This window comes from Streptomyces sp. NPDC001985 (genome assembly GCF_040296845.1).
Classification (GTDB): domain Bacteria; phylum Actinomycetota; class Actinomycetes; order Streptomycetales; family Streptomycetaceae; genus Streptomyces.
On record NZ_JBEOYB010000103.1, the window covers coordinates 1 to 17,679 of the forward strand.

Annotated in this window: 15 protein-coding genes; 8 read left to right on the forward strand and 7 right to left on the reverse strand. The window is 72.6% G+C overall.

Going from position 1 to position 17,679, the window contains the following annotated elements; translation table 11 throughout:
- Window positions 1-69 precede the first annotated feature (69 nt).
- Together ABT122_RS30565 and ABT122_RS30570 are read right to left on the reverse strand one after the other, a co-directional pair.
- Window positions 70-2,256, reverse strand: a complete 2,187-nt coding sequence (locus ABT122_RS30565) for a terpene synthase family protein (RefSeq protein ID WP_351558888.1) — start codon at window positions 2,254-2,256, stop codon at window positions 70-72.
- A 140-nt stretch (window positions 2,257-2,396) separates the two neighbouring features.
- On the reverse strand, window positions 2,397-3,521 hold the full coding sequence (locus ABT122_RS30570; RefSeq protein ID WP_351558890.1) for an aminoglycoside phosphotransferase family protein: 1,125 nt from the start codon (window positions 3,519-3,521) through the stop codon (window positions 2,397-2,399).
- 243 nt (window positions 3,522-3,764) lie between these two features.
- Here ABT122_RS30570 and ABT122_RS30575 point away from each other — a divergent pair, with 243 nt between their 5' ends.
- Window positions 3,765-5,258, forward strand: coding sequence for a DNA-binding protein NsdB (locus tag ABT122_RS30575; RefSeq protein ID WP_351558892.1), 1,494 nt, complete (start codon window positions 3,765-3,767; stop codon window positions 5,256-5,258).
- Window positions 5,259-5,374: 116 nt separating this feature from the next.
- Here the strand turns inward: ABT122_RS30575 and ABT122_RS30580 are convergent, their stop codons facing one another.
- Window positions 5,375-6,811 (reverse strand): PP2C family protein-serine/threonine phosphatase, encoded by a 1,437-nt coding sequence (locus ABT122_RS30580; RefSeq protein ID WP_351558894.1) that lies wholly within the window; start codon window positions 6,809-6,811, stop codon window positions 5,375-5,377.
- Between the two features lie 290 nt (window positions 6,812-7,101).
- Here ABT122_RS30580 and ABT122_RS30585 point away from each other — a divergent pair, with 290 nt between their 5' ends.
- Window positions 7,102-7,542: a nuclear transport factor 2 family protein gene (locus ABT122_RS30585; RefSeq protein WP_351558895.1), complete on the forward strand. Its 441-nt coding sequence runs from the start codon at window positions 7,102-7,104 to the stop codon at window positions 7,540-7,542.
- Window positions 7,543-7,567: 25 nt separating this feature from the next.
- On the opposite strand, the gene ABT122_RS30590 is transcribed toward ABT122_RS30585, so the two are convergent.
- Window positions 7,568-8,167, reverse strand: coding sequence for a GNAT family N-acetyltransferase (locus ABT122_RS30590; protein ID WP_351558897.1), 600 nt, complete (start codon window positions 8,165-8,167; stop codon window positions 7,568-7,570).
- Window positions 8,157-10,214 carry a penicillin acylase family protein gene (locus tag ABT122_RS30595; RefSeq protein ID WP_351558899.1) on the reverse strand — a complete coding sequence of 686 codons (2,058 nt, stop codon included), beginning with the start codon at window positions 10,212-10,214 and terminating at the stop codon, window positions 8,157-8,159. Before ABT122_RS30595 ends, ABT122_RS30590 begins: the two co-directional genes overlap by 11 nt.
- A gap of 125 nt (window positions 10,215-10,339) precedes the next feature.
- Between ABT122_RS30595 and ABT122_RS30600 the strand changes: the two genes are divergently transcribed.
- From ABT122_RS30600 to ABT122_RS30610, 3 genes are all read left to right on the forward strand, one after another.
- Window positions 10,340-11,065 (forward strand): siderophore-interacting protein, encoded by a 726-nt coding sequence (locus ABT122_RS30600; RefSeq protein ID WP_351558901.1) that lies wholly within the window; start codon window positions 10,340-10,342, stop codon window positions 11,063-11,065.
- A gap of 152 nt (window positions 11,066-11,217) precedes the next feature.
- Window positions 11,218-11,634 (forward strand): VOC family protein, encoded by a 417-nt coding sequence (locus tag ABT122_RS30605; protein ID WP_351558903.1) that lies wholly within the window; start codon window positions 11,218-11,220, stop codon window positions 11,632-11,634.
- 10 nt (window positions 11,635-11,644) lie between these two features.
- A complete protein-coding gene (locus ABT122_RS30610; RefSeq protein WP_351558905.1) occupies window positions 11,645-12,142 on the forward strand; it encodes a GNAT family N-acetyltransferase in 498 nt (165 codons plus the stop codon).
- Window positions 12,143-12,146: 4 nt separating this feature from the next.
- Here the strand turns inward: ABT122_RS30610 and secD are convergent, their stop codons facing one another.
- Entirely contained in the window at window positions 12,147-14,450 is a 2,304-nt protein-coding gene (secD, locus tag ABT122_RS30615; RefSeq protein ID WP_351558906.1) for a protein translocase subunit SecD, read from the reverse strand.
- A 118-nt stretch (window positions 14,451-14,568) separates the two neighbouring features.
- Window positions 14,569-14,979 carry a hypothetical protein gene (locus tag ABT122_RS30620; RefSeq protein WP_351558908.1) on the reverse strand — a complete coding sequence of 137 codons (411 nt, stop codon included), beginning with the start codon at window positions 14,977-14,979 and terminating at the stop codon, window positions 14,569-14,571.
- 197 nt (window positions 14,980-15,176) lie between these two features.
- Here ABT122_RS30620 and ABT122_RS30625 point away from each other — a divergent pair, with 197 nt between their 5' ends.
- From ABT122_RS30625 to ABT122_RS30635, 3 genes are read left to right on the forward strand one after another with little or no spacing between them, the layout of a single operon-like run.
- Entirely contained in the window at window positions 15,177-16,022 is an 846-nt protein-coding gene (locus ABT122_RS30625; RefSeq protein WP_502976233.1) for an ABC transporter substrate-binding protein, read from the forward strand.
- Entirely contained in the window at window positions 16,019-16,819 is an 801-nt protein-coding gene (locus ABT122_RS30630) for an amino acid ABC transporter permease (RefSeq protein WP_351558910.1), read from the forward strand. The genes ABT122_RS30625 and ABT122_RS30630 overlap by 4 nt, the downstream gene beginning before the upstream one ends.
- Window positions 16,820-16,826: 7 nt before the next feature.
- The gene (locus ABT122_RS30635) at window positions 16,827-17,594 is read left to right on the forward strand and encodes an amino acid ABC transporter ATP-binding protein (RefSeq protein ID WP_351558912.1); all 768 of its coding nucleotides are present in this window, start codon (window positions 16,827-16,829) and stop codon (window positions 17,592-17,594) included.
- The last annotated feature ends 85 nt before the right edge of the window (window positions 17,595-17,679 follow it).

Genomic DNA, 17,679 nt, shown 5'->3' on the forward strand with positions numbered 1-17,679 from the left:
CCGCTGTGCGCCGTTGCCCCCGCCGCCCCGCCCCGGCGCCCCCCCGCCCCCCCCTCCAAGCGGACCGGCTCAGCGGGCGAGCATCGTCGCCAGCCGCATCGCCGCCGTGCCCAGCCCGGTGGGCTGGTGGAGCAGGGTCGTGCCCGCCCCCGAGTGCACATCCTCCTCGCGGTACCGCCGGACGCTCCGGTGCCAGTTCAGGATGCCGGCCAGCCAGTCCTCCATCTCCCGCACATAGGCGTCCACCGCGGCCCGCTGCTCCTGGCCGAGACCGAACTCCTCGTAAAGCAGCGGGAGTTCGGTCTCCTTCGCGTGGAGGAACTGCCGCAGCCGGCTCCGCATCAGATCGTCGACGATCCCCACGGCGGTCGGGTAGTCACAGCCGAAGAACGTCTCCACCACCAGGACCGCGTTGTGCACCTCCCCCTCGACCTCGATCTCCTTCTGGTAGGAGAAGAGGTCATTGATGAGGATGCCGTAGTCCTGGGCCGACAGCTCCATGCTCCGGATCGTCCCGTGCCGCAGCAGCTCCCGGGGAACCTCCCCCGCGTGCCGCAGCTTGGACAGCAGCATCGTCAGCTCCGACCCGAAGGTCGTGCGCCGCATCTCGATGTAGTCCACCGGGTCGGGCACCCGGTGCTGCGCCTGGTTGTGCAGCTCCCACAGCCAGCTCTCCAGCAGCACATCGATCGACAGCCGCAGCTCGGCCCGGGCGTCCGGGCTCATCGGGCCGCCGGTGCGCGCCCACAGATCCGCGAGCGCCCGCTCCATCGGGCTCACCGCCAGGGCCCGGCCCGCCTCGGGATCGTCCACGGGCATGCACGCCAGCAGCCGCTCATTGCAGAGCTTCGCACCGAGGAGATTGCGCGGACGGCCGAACACCAGGGGGTAGTAGTCGTCGGCATAGGTTCCCCAGGTCAGCCACTCCGAACTCAGCTCCAGCTCCTCGGGCGTGGCGTCCGGGTCCAGCCCGGCCGAGCAGAGCGCGAAATCGAAACCGCGCAGCATCGGGCCGTCCCAGATGTCTCCCAGTAACCCCATCCGCTCCGCCCAGACGAGCGACTTCTCCAGGGCGTCCCGGTGGTGCGGACTGAGCGACAGAGGAAACGGCAGAGCGAAATCGGGCAGCAGCGAGGCGCCGACCCTCTGATGCGGCACATGGGTGAGGGTGCGCAGCCGCGCCACGGCGGGCCGTCCGAAGAGCGTGCGGATGTCCAGTGCCGAGGTTCCCGGGAAGCCGCTCACCAGCGGTGTCCCGGCCGCCATGCCCTCGTTCATATAGCGGCTGGAGCGCATGTGCCACTCATGACCGCCCGACTGCCAGTCCTGGAGCCCCTTCACATACAGCCCGACCGCCGCGCACTCGGCGGGGGTGAGCCCCTTCTCCAGACAGAGACCGGGAACCTCCGTCAGCGCGGTGTTCTCGAACTGCTGGAGCCGTGAGGTCAGCAGATCGTTGACGGCCTCGGCGGCCTCCTGGGTCGTACAGCCGAGGAAGTGCTCCAGGACCAGGACGCCGTTGCTGAGTTCCCCCTCGCTCTCCACCTCCCGCTGGTAGGAGAAGAGGTCGTTGCGCAGATGCACGGCGTCGGAGAAGGCGTCCGTCAGCACCCGCAGCGGCCGGGACGCGGCCACCGGCGCGGGGATCTCCGCCCCCGCCGCGTACTCCACCAGCCCCGCCGACCAGGGCGCGCCGCCCACCTTCCGCCGCATCTCGATGTACTCGACGGGATTGGCGATCCGGCCCTCGTGGATATGGGACAGCTCCCACAGGGACTCGTCGAGGAGGTTGCGCGTCGACTCGGAGAACCGTTCCCGCCACGCCGGGGACATCGCGGGAACGGTCCGCGCCCACAGATCGGCGAGTCCGGCCTCCACCGGATTGGTCGGCTCCGGGGTGCTCTGCCCGGGGTCCATCGGCATGAAGGCGGGCAGCCGGTCCAGATACGCCCGGCCGCCCTCGCCGTCCTGGGTGCGCTTGAAGACCTCCAGGAAGTGGTCATCGAAGAAGAAGACCCAGACATACCAGTCGGTCACCAGGGACAGGGCCTCGGCGTCGCAGTCGGGGTGGGTGTATCCGCACAGCAGCGCGTAGTCGTGGGCCGCGAGATCGCTCTCCTCCCAGATGCCCGACCCCTCCAGCATCCCCATCTCGCGCGCCCAGGCGTGGGAGTGGACGCGCGCGGTGTCGACATGAGGGCTGAGCCGTGCCGGATACGGCACATAGAAATCGGGCATGACAAAGGGCTGTGCCATAGGGGCAGGGCCTTTCGAAGATGATCGACAAAGGTGGTGAGGTGCTTGATCCGTCCCTCAACGGGGGGCGCCGTGTGCCCGGCACGGATACCGGGCACACAGCGCTCTTCCCCCTGGAGGGTGGCCTTTCACGGCACCGCTCAGCGGGTGCCGACCGCGGCGCGCACCGCCCGGCGGGCCATCGCGCAGTCATCGTGCAGCCGGCGCAGCAGCAGCCGCTGCTCCTCGCCCGCCGAGAGCCCGCCGGGCATCAGTCCGGGCGCGCCGCCCGTGGGCGGGGCCTCCCGCATCGTCCGCTGCACGGCCGTCTCATAGGTGCGGATCTCCCGCGTCAGCACCAGCATCAGATTGACCAGGAACGCGTCCCGCGCCCCCGGCCCCTCCCGCTGTGCCTCCTGGCTGATGTGCCGCCGTGCGGCGGGTGCGTCCCCGAGCACCGCCCAGAGCGTGGCCAGGTCGTAGCCCGGCAGATACCAGCCCGCGTGCTCCCAGTCCACGAGGACCGGGCCGGTCGGTGACAGCAGCACATTGGAGAGCAGCGCGTCACCGTGGCAGAACTGGCCGATCCCGGCCCGGCCGCCGGCGTACGCGAGACCGTGCAGCAGCTTCTGGAGATCGCCCAGATCGCGGTCGGTGAAGAGCCCCAGCTCGTGGTAGCGGGTGATCCGGGACGCGTAGTCCAGCGGCCGGCCGAACATCTCGGCCGGCGGCGACCAGCGGTTGAGCACACCGATCGCTCCGAGAACGGCGCGCACATCGGCGCGCGGCGGCGCCTCCGCCGGGTGCCGGGTGAGCGCCGCGGGCCGGCCGGCCATCCGCTCGATCACCAGCGTGCACTGCTCCGGATCGGCGGCGATCAGCCGGGGCACCCGCACCGGCGGGCGGTGCCGCACAAAGGCCCGGTAGGCCGCTATTTCGTGCCGGAACCGCTCGACCCACGCGGAGGAACGGTCCAGCAGGCACTTGGCGACCGCCGTGGTCCTCCCCGTCGTACCGACGATCAGTACGGAACGTCCGCTGCGGCGCAGCACCTGCACGGGGGTGAACTCCGGGCAGATCCGGTGCACCGACGCGACCGCCATCCGCAGCTGCGCTCCCTGGGGGCCGGACAAGTCGATCCTCCCGCCCAGGGGCTGACCCGCCGCCGTCACCGGCCGCCGCGACCGGCCGGCGTGCCCGGGGTCGAGATACGGCCCGGCGCCGGCCGGGGCGGGTGAGCGCTGCGGCCTGCGGGGGGCGGACACGGAGGACGATGCTGTGTGCATGGGGGTGACAGATCCCTTCGCGTTCCGACGGTTTGCGTGCGCCGCCCCGTCCCGGCCGCCGTTCGCACCCTGGGGAGTGGAAACGGCTGCCGGGCCGGGGTGGCGCGTTCCTACACGACACCAGTGCGCGGGTGGCCCACCATCTGGCGAACCCTGGCGAACCCTGGCGAATGGTCGCCACCGGCCCGCACACATCTGAGCAGGGGGTTACTGTCAAGTCAGCCGAGAACCTGGGGGCTTGACGTGACCGGAGTACCCAACACCCGCCTGTGCGACCTGTTCGGCCTGGCCGGCTGGTCCAAGGGCGAACTCGCGAGACTCGTGAACCGGCAGGCGGCGGCCATGGGCCACCCGCAGCTGGCGACCGACACCTCGCGGGTGCGGCGCTGGATCGACACGGGGGAGACCCCGCGCGACCCCGTGCCCCGGGTGCTGGCGACTCTCTTCACCGAGCGGCTCGGCCGTGTCGTGACCATTGAGGATCTCGGCTTTGCACGGGGCGGGCGAGCGGGCAGACGGAAGGACACGCAGGGCGCGGAGAACCCTGACGGTCTGCCGTGGGCGCCCGACCGGACGGCGGCGGTCCTCACCGAATTCACGGGAATGGACCTCATGCTCAACCGACGCGGCTTGGTGGGCGCGGGCGCCGCGCTCGCCGCAGGAACATCGCTCAGCACCGCCATGCACGAATGGCTGCAGACCGATCCCGCACTGGCCCAGGACGCCCCCTACACCGAGAACCCCCTGCACGCCGACCCCGCCGGATACGACCGCTACGAGGCGGCCCCCATCGGCTCCGAGGAGATCGAGGCGCTGGAGCGCTCCGTCGAGGTCTTCCGGGCGTGGGACGCCTCCCGCGGCGGCGGGCTTCAACGCAAGGCCGTGGTGGGCCAGCTCAATGAAGTCGGCGGGATGCTCGCCTACCGCCACCCCGACCACCTCCAGCGGCGCCTGTGGGGCGTCGCCGCCAATCTCGCCGTCCTCGCCGGCTGGATGTCCCACGACGTCGGCCTCGAACCCACCGCCCAGAAGTACTTCGTCATCGCCGCGCACGCGGCACGCGAGGGCGGCGACCGGCCCCGCGCCGGAGAGGCGCTCTCCCGCGCGGCCCGTCAGATGGTCCATCTGGGCCGCCCCGACGACGCCCTGGATCTGATGAAGCTCGCCAAATCGGGCTCGGGCGACGAAACCCTGCCGCGCACCCGGGCGATGCTCTGCACCATCGAGGCCTGGGCCCAGGCGTCCATGGGGCACGGCAAGGCCATGCGCCGCACCCTCGGCGAGGCGGAGGACCTCTTCGTCTCCGACAAATCCGATGTGCCCCCGCCCAGCTGGATGCAGATGTTCGACGAGGCGGATCTGCACGGCATGGAGGCCCTGGCCTACCGGACCCTCGCCGAACACGACCCGACCGCCGCCGATATCGCCCAGGGCCATGCGAAGAAGGCACTGGAACTGCGGAAACAAGGGCACCAGCGGTCGAAGATCTTCGACTATCTCTCCATGGCCTCCGCGTGCCTCATCGGGAACGACCCCGAACAGGCCGACCGCTACGCCAGGCTCGCGCTGGTCTCGATGGGCGAGACCTCCTCGCACCGCACCTGGGACCGGCTGCGCGAGATGTACCGGCTGACCGGCCACTACGCGGGATATGGAAAGATCGACGAGCTGCGCCAGGAGATTGAACTCGCCCTGCCCAACGGCCCCCTGAGAAAAGCGAGAGGCGCACAGATCTAACGGTTCCGTCTGGCGAGCACGGAACCCCGCTGCCCGCCGGAGGTCTGCCGGCTGTCCTCTGCGGACGGTCCCGCGCCGATGGCGACGATCCTCTGCCGATGGCCTGTGGGGCGGTGCTAGGGACCGATCCGCGCCACCATCACACAGGCGTCGTTCTCGCGCCCGTCCTCGGCGAAGGTCTCCACGATCGCGCGCAGAGACTCCTGGGCGTCCCGGGCGCCGGCGAACCGTGAGGCCAGCGCGAGCAGCCGGCCGACATCGGACTTCCCGGGATCGTCGGTGCGCGTCAGGCCGTCGGTGTGGAGCACCAGCAGATCGCCGGGGAGCAGCCGGATATCGGCCTGCTCGTACTCGGCGCCCGAGGTCGCGCCCAGCAGAGCACCCTCCGGCGGTGTCAGCTGACGCCCCGTCCCGTTGCGGAACAGCAGCGGGGCGGGGTGTCCCGCCTGGGCCCAGGCCAGGGTGCGGCGCGCCGGATCGAAGCGGCAGCACACCGCGCTGCCGAGCGCCGGCTGCGCCGAGCTCTCCAGCAACTGATTGAGATGCCCCATCAGCTGTCCTGGTTCGATTCCCGCGAGGCCCATTCCCCGGAGCGCCCCCAGCAGCATCGCCATGGCGGAGGTCGCGGTCACCCCGTGGCCGGTGAGGTCCCCGACACCGAAGAGGGAGGAACCGGAGGGCAGTTGGAAGGCGTCGTACCAGTCGTCACCGATCGGGGTGCCGGTGACCGACGGGAAGCCGTGGGCCGCGATGTCCAGGCCCCCGGGTCCCGGGGCGGGGAACTGGAGCGAGCCCCGCCACGGCGGCAGCACGGCCTCCTGGAGCTCCACCGCGAGCCGCCGCTCGGTATGGGCGATGTGCTGCCGGCGGTGGAGCGACTCCCCGCTCTCGCGGACCGCGCGCTCACTGCGCCGCAACTCGCTGACATCACGGAACACGGCCCACATGGAGGCGGTCGAGCCGTCGGCGTCGAGCACCGGCTCCCCGGTCATATGGACCGTGCGCACCCGGCCGTCCGCGCGCACCATGCGGAACTCGCCGTCGATGGGACGCCCGTCGACCAGGGCACCCGTCACCATCACGGTCAGCAGCGCCTGGTCCTCGGCGAAGACGACGGAGGGCAGTTCGTCGAGGGTCATGGGCCCGGCGGCCCGTGGGCGGCCGAGAATCCGGAACAGCTCGTCCGACCAGCTCACCTCGTCGGTGAGCAGATTCCACTCGGCGCTGCCGACCCGGCTGAGCAGCGATCCGGTGCGCTGGGCGCCGTCGGCCAGATGACCGGCGAGCGCCTCGTCGAAACCGTCTCCGGCGGGGTCCGGCAGCCCTTCCCTGAGCTGTCCCAGATGCGTGCCGAGATCGTCGAGCTGATGCATCGCGAGATCGCAGATCGCCCGCTGCCAGCGGCCCTGGGGATCGTCCTCGTCCGCCACGGAGTCCCGGCGTACGGCGTCCACATCACCGCGCAGCCGTTGCGTCCGGGTGATCAGAGCGTCGACGGCCCCGCGCTCGGGCGGCTGGGGGGCGGGACGGTCCGCGAACAGAGGGGACGGCATGTGGTACTCCGATACAGGCGTGGCCTCGGCCAGGTCTGAGACACGGTCTGAGCTGAATGGACCGCTACGACTCTCGCACAGGCGGAGAGAGCCCGTGGGGGATTTGGCGACACTCGACACGGTGGTGCCCGGGTCATATGTCGTCGTCGGCGGAGGCGTGATGACCACTTCAGGCCAATGCTCCCGAGCGGAGTTCCCACGGCTCCACCGGACCCCGGGAGTCCGGCCCGGCCGGGGGCCGCCCGGCCCGTTCCGTGGACGCCATGGCGCGCGCCGGGCAGGCTGTGCCCATGAAGGAAGCGGAGAAACGATCCATCGATGAGGTGATCGCCGGTGAGCTGCGACTCCTCGATCCCGCTGTTCGGGCCGACCCCGAGCGGCTGCTCGCCCTCCTGGACCCCGGGTTCGTCGAGTTCGGGGTCTCCGGCCGGCGCTGGGACCGTACGAACATCGCCGAGGCCGTCGCCTCCGATGAGGGAGAACCGGCCAAGGGCACCCCGGGGGCGGGCTCCCCGGCCGACGGGGGGCCGAATGGCGGAGAATCGACTCCCGTGATGGAGGTCGGCGAGCTGACGGGGAGGGTGCTCGCCCCGGGGCTCATCCAGGTGACCTATGTGTCGGAGCCGGCCGGCCGGCGGGCCCTGCGCAGTTCGCTGTGGCGGGAGTCGGCGGACGGCTGGCGGATGTGCTTCCACCAGGGAACCCCGGCCGCCGGCCCGCCCCGGTCCTGAGCGGAACCGGGGCCCGCGCCCCGGATCAGCCCGCGTCCGCCGCCGGGCGGGGGAGAAAGGCCAGCCGTGCCCGCTTCTCCGGCTTGTCGATCTCCGGGCCGAGGACGAAGCCGGCCCGGACCATCCGGGCGACGGCCTTCTCGTTGCGGATGTCGGGTTCCACCACGATCCGCCGCACCGCCGGGTCGCCGAAGGCGTGCCCGATGAGCACGGTGAGCAGCGAGCCGGTGAACCCCCGCCGCTCCCCGCCGTCCGCCGGGCCGATCAGCAGATGGACGCCGAAGTCGCCGGGCCGAACCTCGTAGCACGCGCCGACCGGGTCGGCGGCCGGTTCATAGGTCTGGTGGAGCGCGACCGGTTCGCCGTCCAGAAGGACGAGGAAGGCGTGGTGGGTGGTGAGGGACTCGACGAACTCATAGGTCTCCCGGACCTCCTCGCGGCTCCGGCCGACCATGCCCCAGTAGCGGGCGCGCTCATCGGAGACCCAGCCGTGGACGGTGTCGAGGTCGGCGACCGGGTCCAGCGGGACCAGACGCACGGTCCCGAAGCCGTCGAGCGTCCGCTCGTGCACGACGGGCCGCGCGGGGACGGGGGCGGGGGCAGGGACGGGGGATTCAGTGTGCACGGGTCTCCTCGGCGAGCCGGTTCCAGTCGGTGAGCACGGGGACGAACGCGCCGGTCAGCCACCGGGGCAGCTGGTCGCGCCGGTGGGGGTCGCCCGGCACCCCCGAGGCGCCGAACGGCACCACCCAGAGGCTGTTGTCACGGTCGGCCAGGTCCCAGACGAAGCGCGCGGCGGGCCCGCGCGCGCTGTGGTCGGTGATCCCCGGGAGACTGGCGGCGGAGAGCACGCAGTCCTGGTCGCCGGCGAGCCCGGGCATGCTCTCCGGCTCCGCGTCCGGCAGCGCCCGCCAGGGGGCGAGCCGGTGCCGCTCGCCCCAGGCCACGGGTGGCGCGCCGGCCGCGGCCACCTCCTCCACGGCGCGCCGCACCAGCTCGGCGCGGTCCACCGCCGGCAGCGCGGTGGTGGTCAGCAGTCCCTCCAGGGCGAACGCCACCCGGGGCAGCAGCGCGAGCCAGGGCCGCAGCTCCCGCGGGTACGAGGTGGCGGCGATCCGCCGCGCCAGGGGGTCGAGCGCGGGGTGGGCGGCCAGCAGCCGCACCACGGCCGAGCGCACATCGGCGTACCGGGAGGCGTCCGTGCTGCCGGCGTCCATCCGCCGGTCCCAGCCGGCCAGCCGCCGGCGCAGCGCGTCGGCCGGTTCGCTCAGTCCTTCGAGCCCGGCGAGGACCGAGAGCAGCGGCCCCGCCGAGCCGAGCCGGGTGTCCATGTGCACGGACGCCATCTCCTCGGCGGACCAGTCGCGCCGCTCGCGCAGGAGTCCGGCGATGCGCCGGGACCGGTGCGGCGGGGCGAACTCGACGCCGAGCGGCGCCGCGAGCCCTCGTTCGTTCGCCATCACGGCGATGCCGTCGACGGCCCTGCGCGGGAGCGCGTGCCAGCCGCGCCACCCGTACGCGCTCTCCCAGGCGGGCACCGTCCGCAGCCGGTTCTCCGGGTGCCGCAGCGGGACCCGGCCGGCGACCCGGTGCAGGAATCCGCCCTGGGTGTCGGCGGCCTGGACGACATTGACCGGCTCGGCCCAGCGGTCGAGGGCCCGGTCCACATCGGCGACGGTGCGGGCGCGCAGCAGGCCGGGCAGGGCGTCGAAGCCCAGCCGGCCGGTGACCCGGGGAGGGGTGCGCAGACTCAGCGTCTCCTCCTGCCCCGGGCCGCCGGTGATGACGGGCCCGCGCTCGGTCTCGATCACCTCCACGGTGACCGGGCCGGCGCCGGCGACCTCGATCGTCTCGGTGTGCGCGGCGGCGGGCCGCCAGCCGTCGGGGCCGAGGGCCTCCGGGCCGTGGGCGCCCTCGCGCAGCCGCTCCCGGTAGAGGTCCTGGTAGTCGGCCATGGCGTTGGTGATGGCCCAGGCCACCGAGCCGGTGTGCCCGAAGTGGGCGATGCCGGGGACTCCGGGCACGGCCAGGCCCACCACGTCGAACTCGTCGCAGGCCAGATGGATCTGCTGATAGATCCCCGGGTCCTCGATCACCCGGTGCGGGTCGCCCGCCAGCAGCGGCGCGCCACTGGCCGTACGCGCCCCGGTCACCAGCCAGCCGTTGCTGCCGGAGCCGCAGGCGTCGGTGGCGAAGAGCTCGATGGCCTCGTCGCCGAGCGCGCGTGCGACCTCCTCGCGCCACAGCTTGGTGGGGAAGCCCGCGAAGAGGATGTGGACGGAGAGCCAGATCCCCAGCGGGGTCCAGGGGTGCCAGAGCCCCGGCGCCAGCCCGGTCGCCGCGAACTGCGGTGCCCGCCGGGCTCCTTCCGCCAGCCCCGCGTTGACCCCCTCCACGTAGTGGGTGACCCAGGCGGCCGTGGCCGGGGCGAGCCCGTCGAAGCACCGCCGCGCGGTGTCGTCGAGTCGTGCCTGCCGGGCGAAGCGGTCCCAGTCCACGGCGGCCGCGCCCAGGAAGGAGGCGGAAGTGCCCCGGGAGCGGTGGCGTTCGACCTCGATCTGCCAGGCCCGGTCGACGGCGGCGTTCCGTCCCTGGGCGAAGGCGAGCGCGTCCGCGTCGGCGGCCCGCAGATGCGGGATTCCCCAGGAGTCGCGGTAGACCTTGCTGTTCACGTGTTTCCCACTGTCGGTGGCTCCCGCCACAGTCGAAATTAGGTTAGGCTTGCCTAAATTAATGCTGTTCAAGCTACTGCAGGGATGTTCGGCAGACAAACCGGACTGAAGGGGAGGAGTCCGTCGTGGGGCATGGCTGGGAGGGCGTCGTCCTCAAACTGATGCGCGGCAAGGACTTCACCTTCACGGTGACCGGCACCGAAGAGGTCACCGAACACTTCCGGCGCGTCCACTTCTCCGACGGCGGCATGCTCGCCCGTACCGGAGTCCACCCCACCATGTGGGTGCGGGTCTGGTTCGACAACGGCGAACGGCCCCACCAGCGCGCCTACACCCTGGTCGACCCCGACCCCGAAGCGGGCACCTTCGCCCTGGAGTTCGCCCTCCACGACGGCCGCGCCAGCGACTGGGCGCGCACGGCCGGGGCCGGCGACAGCGTCCAGGCCACGCTCCAGGGAACCGGGTTCACCGCCCCCGCCCCGCTGCCGTCCCGGCTCTTCGTCGTCGGCGACCCCGCCTCCCTGCCCGCCATCAACTCCCTGCTGGCCGCGCTCCCCGGAGTGCCCGCGACCATCTGGTTCGAAACCACCCACGACGACGCCGGCCGGCTGCCGCTGCGACTGGCGGCGGACCGGCACGAGCTGCGCCGCGTCCCGCGCGCCGACCGGGGCCGACGGCTGGTCGCCGAGGTGCGCGCGGCCCTGCCCGGGCTGCTGGACGATCCCTCGGAGGCGTATCTCTGGATCGCCTGCGACACCGCGACGACCCGCTCCCTCGCCTCGTGGGCCCGCAAGGAACTCGGCCTCCCCAAGGAGCGCGTCAACGCCCTCGGGTACTGGCGCGCCGCCTGACCGGCTCACCCGGCCGGCGGGGGAAGGCCCGCGGCTCCGGGGGCGGCGGTGGAAGCCGGCGCTCCCGGGCCGGCGGTGGAAGGGCCGGGGATACGATCGGCCGGCCCGCCGCCGCGCCCCTCGGCGGCGCCCGAGCCGCCGAAGGAGAGCGTGTGACCGACGCGCCCCGCTTCTCGCTCGCCAGTGTGGTCATCGACTGCCGCGACGCCCGCGCCCTCGCCGACTTCTACCGCCGGCTCCTCGGCTGGACGGTGGCGGCGAGCGAACCGGACTGGGTCCACCTCCGTTCCCCCGACGGCGCGCTCGGGCTCTCCCTCCAGGGGGAGTCGCAGTACCGGCCGCCGGTCTGGCCCGAACGGCCGGGTGCCCAGCAGAAGATGATCCATCTCGATATCCGGGTCGACGACCTCGAACCGGCCGTGCGGCACGCCCTCTCCCTCGGCGCGACCGAGGCGGCCGGGCAGCCGCAGGACGACGTCCGGGTTCTGCTGGACCCGGCAGGCCACCCCTTCTGTCTCTTTCTCTCCCCCGTGCACGAGGACACCACCCCGCGCGACCAGCAGATGTAATACTCGAACCATGGGTACACATATGACGAACGCCGGACGGGCGGCAGCCGCGGGACCGATCCGGATTCGGCCGGCGACGGCGCGGGACGCCAAGCGGCTCACCGCGCTGGTGCGCCGGTCGAGCGCCTACGAGGGCCACTTCGCCGCCATGGTCGCCGGCTACCGGGTGGGCCCCGACTACATCGAGACCCACGCGGTCCACGCCGCCGTGGACGGCACCGACACCGTCCTCGGCTTCTACTCCCTGGTCATCGACCCGCCCGAGCTGGACCTGATGTTCGTCGCCGACCGGGCCCAGGGGCTCGGCATCGGCCGGCGGCTCATCGAGCACATGACCGGCGAGGCCCGCCGCGCCGGGATCGACGCGGTCCGGATCGTCTCCCACCCGCCGTCCGAGGGCTTCTACCGCAGCGTGGGCGCCGAGCGCACCGGCACCCGGCCGGCCAACCCGCCCGCGGTGACCTGGGACCGGCCGGAACTGGTCCTCCGGGTCCCCGCGGGCGGCTGACGCCTCAGACCACCGCGCCCGTCCCGCTCCGGGACTCCGCCCGCTTCGGCCTGGCGCGCGGCTTGTCGGGGTTGCGCAGCTGAAGCCCCACGGCCAGCGGCATCGCGGTGAACACCGTCGACGCGATGCCCACCACCACCCCCGCCAGCAGCGCCACCGAGAAGTCCGCCAGCGAGTCGCCGCCGAGGACCGCCAGGGCGATCAGCACGAAGAGCGCGCCCATGCCCGTGTTCACGGTACGGGGCAGGGTCTGCGCGACCGCCCGGTCCGCCAGCTCCGGCCAGGCCCCGCGCGGCGACATCCGCCGCAGCTCCCGCAGCCGGTCCAGGACCACCACCGTGTCATTGACCGAGTACCCCACCACCGTCAGCAGCGCCGCGAGGAAGACACTGTCGACCGGCTTGCCCAGCCAGGCGAAGAGCCCCACCACCAGCAGGACGTCCTGGACCATCGCCGCCACGGCGGCGGCGGCGAAGGTCCACCGGAACCGCACGGTGAGATAGACCAGCTGGGCGGCGACCGCCACCGCCAGCGCGATCAGCGCATGCGTGCGCAGCTCGCTCCCGAGGCTGGGCCCGATCGTCTCGTCCCGCTCCACGGTCACCTTCCCGGCGACCTCGCCGAGCGACGCCCGGACCTCCTCCTGCTGCTGATTGCTCAGCTCACCGGTCCGCACCGTGATGCCCCGCTCGCCCGTCGTCTGCACCACGGCGCGCGGGAACCCGGCCTCCGCGACGGCCGCGCGCGCGGTGTCCGCGTCCACCGGGCGCTCGGCGGTGTACTGCACCTGACGCCCGCCCGTGAACTCCACGCCGAACTCCAGACCGCGCACCCCGATCCCGCCGAGCGCGAGCAGCAGCAGCCCCAGACAGACCCCGAGCCAGCGCCCGCGGTGCCGCATCAGCCGCGGCGGACGGCGCTCCAGATACGCCCGTACCCGCCCGGTCGTGGTCAGCCCGGTCAGCGCCGGACGTGCGCGGACCGCGCCCCGGCCGAGCGCCCACTCGGCGAGCAGCCGGGTGATCACCATCGCCGAGACCAGGGAGGCCAGCACCCCGATGACCAGCGTCACCCCGAAGCCCTTGACCGGGCCGATCGCGAAGACGAAGAGCAGCCCCGCCGCCAGCAGGGTGGTCACATGCGAGTCGGTGACCGCGCTCCAGGCCTTGCGGAACCCGATCCGCAGCGGATGCCGCAGATCGTTCCGCCGGGCGGAGGAGAGCACCGAGGCACGGAGGTACTCCTCCCTGGCGCGCTCGAAGACCAGGACATTGGCGTCCACGGCGATACCGATCGCGAGCACGAACCCGGCGAGCCCCGGCAGGGTCAGCGTCGCGCCGATCCCCACGATCGCGGCGTACGAGATCAGTCCGTACAGCGCCAGCGCCAGGGTGGCGAGCGCCCCGGTCAGCCGGTAGACGGCGATGATGAACAGACCGGTGCAGACGAGCCCGATCACGGCGGCCAGCGCGCTGGCCCGGATGGCGTCCTCGCCCAGCGTCGGCCCCACCACGCTCTGCTCGACGGTGGTCACCGGGACGGGCAGCGCGCCGCCCTTGACCAGCGCCGCCAGATCGCGTGCCTCGGCCGCGCCGAAGCTGCCGGTGATCTGCGCCGAACCGCCGGTGATCCCGGCCCCGCACGGCACCGACGACTCCATCCCCGGCGCCGAGACGATCGCGTCGTCCAGCACGATCGCCACCCGCCGCGCCGGGTCCCCGGGCGCCGCGCACGCCGCGTCGCCGGTGATCCCCGCCCACTCCTTGCCGCCGCCGTGGAACTCCAGATCGACGATCCAGCCCCGGCCCGACTGCGCGTCGAGGACGGCCTCGGCGTCCTTCACGCCGGCGCCGGTCAGCGCGGGCGGTGCCAGCCGCAGGAAACTCCCCGGGGCGTCGGGGTCCGGCAGCACCCGGGAGCCGTCGCCGGCCGGCCCGGACTTCGGGCCCGCCGTCGCCTCCCGTACCGGGTGGAAGGTGAGCTGGGCGGTGCGGCCGATGGTCTCGGCGGCCTTGCGCGGGTCCTGCACACCGGGCAGTTCCACGACGATACGGCGCTCACCGGAGCGGGCCAGTGACGGCTCGGCGACCCCGAGCGCGTCGACCCGCTGCCGCAGCACCTCCAGCGCCCGGTCGGTGGACTCGGCGTCCGCCTCGACGGTGGGGGAGTCCCTGGTCTCCAGGACGATACGGGTGCCACCCCGCAGATCGAGACCCAGCCGGGGTGGCTGGGTCAGGGCGACATACAGCGATACGGCGACGACGCCGAGCGCGAACAGCGCGCGCCAGAATGTGGCACGAGAGGACATGAGGGCTCCACGGGCAGCACACGGACCGCCACCGGAGCGGCCGTGCGAACGTCAGGGAAGCGGCGCGCCGCCGTCCCCGGGCAGGCCAAAGGGACGGGCGGCGGACGCCGGAAGTGCGTCAGCTGCTCGTGGAGACGGGGGGTGCCCGGGACTGCCGGGGGCCGTGGACGGGCCCGGGCGGCGCACGCTCCTGCCGGGGGCCTGCACACGGGCCGGGGGCGGGCGGCGCCGACAGGAAGGAGACCGAGGGGAGGGCCGGGGCGGGCGGCATCTCGACCGGTGCCCCGGCGGTGACCCGCGCCTCCGGGGCGACGGCGACCGGGACGCGCCGGATCTCGCCGCGCTGACAGCTGCCCCGGGTGGGGGAGTCCGTACGGGCGGGAACGGCCGGGGCGACGGAGGCGGCGGTGACGATCTGTCCCGCGGCGGGCGCGGGACCCGCGCCGGCGAGCACCAGGAACACCGCCCAGACGCCGAGCAGGAGCGACGGCAGAACCGCCGCCACGGGCCGGCGCACACGCTGTCGCATCGCCCGCCCCCTCCGCTCGGCCCCGTTGTCCGGTCACAGCGTATGCGACGGCGGCCCATGGAGCGGTGGGCCCCCGGTTGTGAACGCCTCGTGAACAGCCCGTGCGCGACGGATCACGGTGCCTACGCTCTCTGCCGGACGGTCTCGTTCGAGTGACCGCCTGCCCCGCACCATTCCCTTCTTCACGGAGGTCGCACGTGTTCGGGACGGCCACAGAACAGAGCGCACGGCCCCGCGGAGTCCGCGGCCGGATCACCGCCAGCGCCCTCGCGGGGGTGCTGTCCCTCGCGGTGGGCTGCTCGTCCGGCGGCGACGCCGCCGAGGCGGAGGGCGGGGTCCCGGTGATCGCGAAGGGCTCTCTGACCACCTGCACCCATCTGCCCTACCCGCCGTTCCAGTTCGAACGGGACGGGAAGGTCGTCGGCTTCGACGTCGCGCTCGTCGACCTGGTGGCGAAGGACCTCGGGGTCGAGCAGAAGATCGTCGATACCCCCTTCGAGAACTTCAAGACCGGGGCCTTCCTCAACTCCGGCGAGTGCGACCTCGCGGCCGCCGGGATGACGATCACCGACGAGCGCCGGGAGAACGTCGACTTCTCCGTCCCCTACTTCGACGCCACCCAGGCACTGCTGGCGACCCGGAAGAGCCGGATCACCTCCCTGGCCGAGGTCGCGGAGCGCAAGGCGAGGCTCGGCGCCCAGTCCGAGACCACGGGCGAGAGCCACGCCAAGGAGAAGGGCTTCGACCCGGTCGCCTTCGAGAGCTCGGACGCGGTCCTCAACGGACTGCGGACCGGCCAGGTCGACGCCGTCGTCATCGACTACCCCGTTGTCCAGAGCTGGCTGAAGGAGAAGCGGAACGCGGCGGAGTTCGTCCTCGGCGCGAGCATCGACACCGGCGAGCAGTACGGGATCTCGGTCCGCAAGGGCAACGGGAAGCTGCTGGCGGCCGTCGACAAGGTGATCGGGGAAGCCCGCGCCGACGGCACCTACGACAAGCTCTACGAGCGGTGGATCGGGCCGCTGCCCAAGCGCTCGTCATGACCTCGGCACCGACCCGGCGGCAGCGCCGCCGGGTCTTCCGGGCCGTTCAGTACGCCGTCCTCGCCGCGGCCGTGGCCCTGGTCGGGCTGTACGCCGACTGGGGCCGGCTGGCCGACCAGTTCGCCCGGCCCGATCTCGCCCGGGAACTCTTCCCCGGCATCATCACCACGGCCCTGCGGAACACCGTGGTGTACACCCTGTCCGGATTCCTCCTCGGACTCGTCCTCGGGCTCGTCATCGCCCTGATGCGGCTGTCGCCGGTGGCGCCCTACCGCTGGGCCGCCACCGTGTACATCGAGTTCTTCCGGGGCCTGCCCGCCCTGCTGATCTTCATCTTCGTCGGTGTCGCGGTGCCGCTGGCGTTCCCGGGGACCGAGATCCCCGGCGGTACGTACGGCAAGGTCGCCCTCGGCCTCGGGCTGGTCGCCGCGGCCTACATGGCGGAGACGATCAGAGCCGGCATCCAGGCCGTGCCGAGGGGCCAGATGGAGGCGGCCCGCTCGCTGGGCTTCTCGCACACCCGGGCCATGGTGTCCGTGGTCATCCCCCAGGCGTTCCGGATCGTGATCCCGCCGCTGACCAACGAACTCGTCCTGCTCTTCAAGGACTCCTCCCTGGTGCTCTTCCTCGGCGTCACGCTGGAGGAGCGGGAGCTGACCAAATTCGGCCGGGATCTGGCCAGCCAGAGCGCCAACTCCACTCCGATCCTGGTCGCCGGGCTCTGCTATCTGCTGGTCACCGTGCCGCTGAGCCTGGTGGTGCGCCGTCTCGAAGCCCGTGCCGACAACGCCGAGTGAGGATGCCATGACCACCGCCGGGATCGAGATCCGGGGACTGCGCAAGTCCTTCGGCGACAACCACGTCCTGCGGGGCATCGATCTGGACATCGCCGCCGGCGAGGTCGTCTGTGTGATCGGCCCCTCCGGTTCGGGGAAGTCGACCCTGCTGCGCTGTGTCAATCTGCTGGAGGAGCCGACGGGCGGCCGGATCGTCGTCGGCGGGACGGAGGTCACCGATCCCGAGGTGGACATCGACGCGGTCCGGCGCCGGATCGGCATGGTCTTCCAGCAGTTCCATCTCTTCCCGCACCTGACCGTGACCGGGAACCTCACCCTGCCGCAGCGCCGGGTGCTGCGCCGCGACCGGGACCGCGCGGCGGGGGTGGCCCGGGAGAATCTGGCGCGCGTCGGTCTGCTGGAGAAGGCGGACGCCTATCCGGCCCAGCTATCCGGCGGGCAGCGGCAGCGGGTGGCCATCGCCCGCGCCCTGTCGATGGGCCCCGAGCTGATGCTCTTCGACGAGCCCACCTCCGCGCTCGACCCCGAACTGGTCGGGGACGTGCTCTCGGTGATGTGGGTGCTGGCGGCGGAGGGAATGACCATGGTGGTGGTCACCCATGAGATGAGCTTCGCCCGGGAGGTCGCCGACCGGGTGGTCTTCATGGACGGCGGGGTGATCGTCGAGCAGGGGCCGGCCGCGCGGGTCGTGGGGGACCCGCGGCACGAGCGCACGAGGAACTTCCTCAGCCGGGTGCTGGACCCGGCCGCCGCCCGGCCCCCCGCGCGGGGATGATCCGGAGGCCGGCGCTCCCCCTGATCCGCGGGGGGGGCCCGGCACCCCGGTGCCGACCACCCCGGTACGGAACCCAAAAAGGAAA

What these genes read in the sequence shown, in the direction of transcription:
- ABT122_RS30580 (WP_351558894.1), bottom strand. Translation starts at nt 6,811, where the DNA reads ATGCCGTCCCCTCTGTTCGCGGACCGTCCCGCCCCCCAGCCGCCCGAG.
- secD (WP_351558906.1), bottom strand. Translation starts at nt 14,450, where the DNA reads ATGTCCTCTCGTGCCACATTCTGGCGCGCGCTGTTCGCGCTCGGCGTC.
- ABT122_RS30635 (WP_351558912.1), top strand. Translation starts at nt 16,827, where the DNA reads ATGACCACCGCCGGGATCGAGATCCGGGGACTGCGCAAGTCCTTCGGC.
- ABT122_RS30630 (WP_351558910.1), top strand. Translation starts at nt 16,019, where the DNA reads ATGACCTCGGCACCGACCCGGCGGCAGCGCCGCCGGGTCTTCCGGGCC.
- ABT122_RS30585 (WP_351558895.1), top strand. Translation starts at nt 7,102, where the DNA reads ATGAAGGAAGCGGAGAAACGATCCATCGATGAGGTGATCGCCGGTGAG.
- ABT122_RS30620 (WP_351558908.1), bottom strand. Translation starts at nt 14,979, where the DNA reads ATGCGACAGCGTGTGCGCCGGCCCGTGGCGGCGGTTCTGCCGTCGCTC.
- ABT122_RS30570 (WP_351558890.1), bottom strand. Translation starts at nt 3,521, where the DNA reads ATGCACACAGCATCGTCCTCCGTGTCCGCCCCCCGCAGGCCGCAGCGC.
- ABT122_RS30610 (WP_351558905.1), top strand. Translation starts at nt 11,645, where the DNA reads ATGGGTACACATATGACGAACGCCGGACGGGCGGCAGCCGCGGGACCG.
- ABT122_RS30565 (WP_351558888.1), bottom strand. Translation starts at nt 2,256, where the DNA reads ATGGCACAGCCCTTTGTCATGCCCGATTTCTATGTGCCGTATCCGGCA.